Origin of the sequence: Marinobacter persicus, assembly GCF_002934325.1 — a bacterium.
In the GTDB taxonomy this organism is placed as follows: domain Bacteria; phylum Pseudomonadota; class Gammaproteobacteria; order Pseudomonadales; family Oleiphilaceae; genus Marinobacter; species Marinobacter persicus_A.
Genome location: NZ_PTIV01000074.1, coordinates 1 through 2,430, shown reverse-complemented (window position 1 = coordinate 2,430; position 2,430 = coordinate 1). Strand labels below are relative to the sequence as shown.

At 58.6% G+C, this 2,430-nt stretch carries 2 protein-coding genes; both read right to left on the bottom strand.

Annotated elements, in window-relative coordinates; all coding sequences use genetic code 11:
- Window positions 1-61: 61 nt before the first annotated feature.
- Window positions 62-802, bottom strand: a complete 741-nt coding sequence (istB, locus tag BY454_RS16600; protein WP_104417662.1) for an IS21-like element helper ATPase IstB — start codon at window positions 800-802, stop codon at window positions 62-64.
- Window positions 789-2,294: an IS21 family transposase gene (gene istA / locus BY454_RS16595; RefSeq protein WP_181049742.1), complete on the bottom strand. Its 1,506-nt coding sequence runs from the start codon at window positions 2,292-2,294 to the stop codon at window positions 789-791. The genes istB and istA overlap by 14 nt, the downstream gene beginning before the upstream one ends.
- Window positions 2,295-2,430 lie beyond the last annotated feature (136 nt).

Below are 2,430 nucleotides of genomic sequence, written 5' to 3'. Positions count from 1 at the left end.
TGTCAATGGCCATTTATTTTGACCCACCTTTGGCCAATAAAATTGACCCACCTTTCATAGTCTAGCTTGTAACTTTCTGCTTCAGTCGATAGCTTTCTCCTCCCAACATAAAGATGTGTGAATGGTGGATAACCCGGTCAATGATCGGCACCGCCACGTTGTCGTCGTGGAAGAACTCGCCCCAGCTGGTGAAGTCCTTGTTGGTGGTCAGGATGATGGACCGGTATTCGTACAGGCTGTTGATCAGCTGGAACAGGTTGTACCGGGCCTGCCGCGTCATGGGCAGGTAGCCCAGCTCATCGATGATCAGCAGGTCGTATTTGGCCAACTGGCTGACCCGCTTTTTCAGCTCACCCTTCATCTCGGCCAGTTCCAGTTCTTCCACCAGATCCAGGGCGTTGCGGAACAGCACCCGGTAACCGGCTTCCACGGCTTTGTAGCCAATGCCGATGGCCAGGTGGGTCTTGCCTACACCGGGCGGGCCGATGAACACCAGGTTGTTCCGCTCGTCGATGAACTGGAAGTCCAGCAAGGCATTTACCTGACGTTTGGTAATGGTGGTCTGGTGCCGGTAGTCGAAGCCCTCCAGTCGCTTCTCAGCAGGGAACGCGGCCATCTTCCGGTTCCGGCGGATGCGCTTGTCCTGGCGCTGGATCAGTTCGTGTTCGGCAAGCCGGTCCGCGAAGCTCAGGTAGGACATCTCGTTGGCTTCTGCCTCGGCCAGCAGGTTGGTTAGTTCGTCGGCGGCCGCGCTCAGACGCAGACTGCGGTAACGGGACACGGTCTGTTCAAGCTGGCTCATGGGTCACCCCCTGGCCACTGGAGTGGCCAATACGGCGATAAGCACTTAGGTCCAGTGCTTCCTTGGGTTCTGGCAGAGGTTCCGGCTGCCGCTCCCGGAGGACGGCGGCTTGGGCCGCTTCAAGGTAGCTTTGCAGGCGTGTGGCGGTCATGCCGGGACGCTTTGCCAGCGTCATGATCAATACCGGATCCACCGGCGCATGGCGCTTGAGCAGGTCACGGGTAGCCACCAACTGATCCTTGTAGATCTTGGGCTCGGAACGCTTGAGCTGCTGGCACAACCGTTGCCCGATTTCACGCCCGATCATCTCATTGATCTTGCTCTCAAGGGTGGCCACCCGCTGGGCATGATCGCGGTAGTGATGGGTGTTCTTGATTACCTTGCCTTTATCGGAACACAGCGCATGGCTGGTGATGACGTCGCCTGTGCTCAGGTCGCTGATGTGGAGTTGGCCGCCGGACTCCAGAACGCCCACCCGGGCCTGCTGCCAGGCCATGGGCACAGAGTACTTGTTGGCCTTCCAGGCGATCAGGCCGGTCTTGTCGGCCCGCCGTGTCTCGTGGGCCATCGGCTGCACGCAAGCTGGTGACAGGTAGGCCTCCAGATGTTCTCGCTCATCCCGTTCGAAGCGTTCCCGGGGTGGTTCTCCGGTGGTGCCGTGGATGCGGACATTGGCCACACTCTCAACCCAGTCCTGCACGTGCTGGCGCACGTGTTCCTGGTCCCGGAAGACCTCACCGTAAAGGCAGTCCTGTTTGACGTATTTTACGCCGGCTTCCACCTTGCCCTTGCTCTCCGGGTCATAGCCTTCGCAGGCATGGATCCGGAACCCGGCGGTGGTGGCATACTCATGAAACCGTTGGTTGAGCGTCAGTTCGCGGTACTGTTCGTTGATCACCACCAGCTTGGTCTGATCGTAAACGCATTCCTCCGGCAGGCCACTGAAGTAACGCAAGGCTTCATCGTGGAGCTGGATAAACGTCTGGGTATCCAGCGGGCGGAAGGCCAGGCCCACGTACATCAACCGCGAGTAGGACAGCACGAACACCACGAAGTGCAGCGTGCGCTCTTCGCCACCAATCAGCACACCGCGCAACTCACCGGGGTCCACCTGGCACTGAACACCCGGCACATCGTCCAGAATGGGTTCGTAGTAGCGCATCTGAGCCGAGGCGACTTCCTCCTTGAGCACCCGCACATAGCGGCGAATGGAACGGTCCGAGGCTGGTAACTCACCAACCTTCGCTTGCAGCTTGCGGGCAATCTTGACGGCGCTAAGCCTGGGAAACTGCTGGAGCAAATGCACCAGATAATCCCGGTGATCATCGAGTCGCTTGCTCCGTGAGGGATCGGCAAACCGCTCCGAAATCGCATCCACCTCCATCCGCAAATATTTACGGACGGTATTCCGGGACAGGCCCAGTTCGTGACTGATGGTGCGGATCGACAACCCTTTGCCGTTATCGTGCAGTGCCTTGATCTTGTGTATCACAACCCACTCCTTCACTGACATGCCCCCGGCCATCGATAAAAGCGGGGGACAGTAGCTGGTTCTGTGGCCTGACGGCCACCCGGGGGTGGGTCAAAATTAATGGCCAGTAGTGGGTCACTTTAATTGGCCACTAACA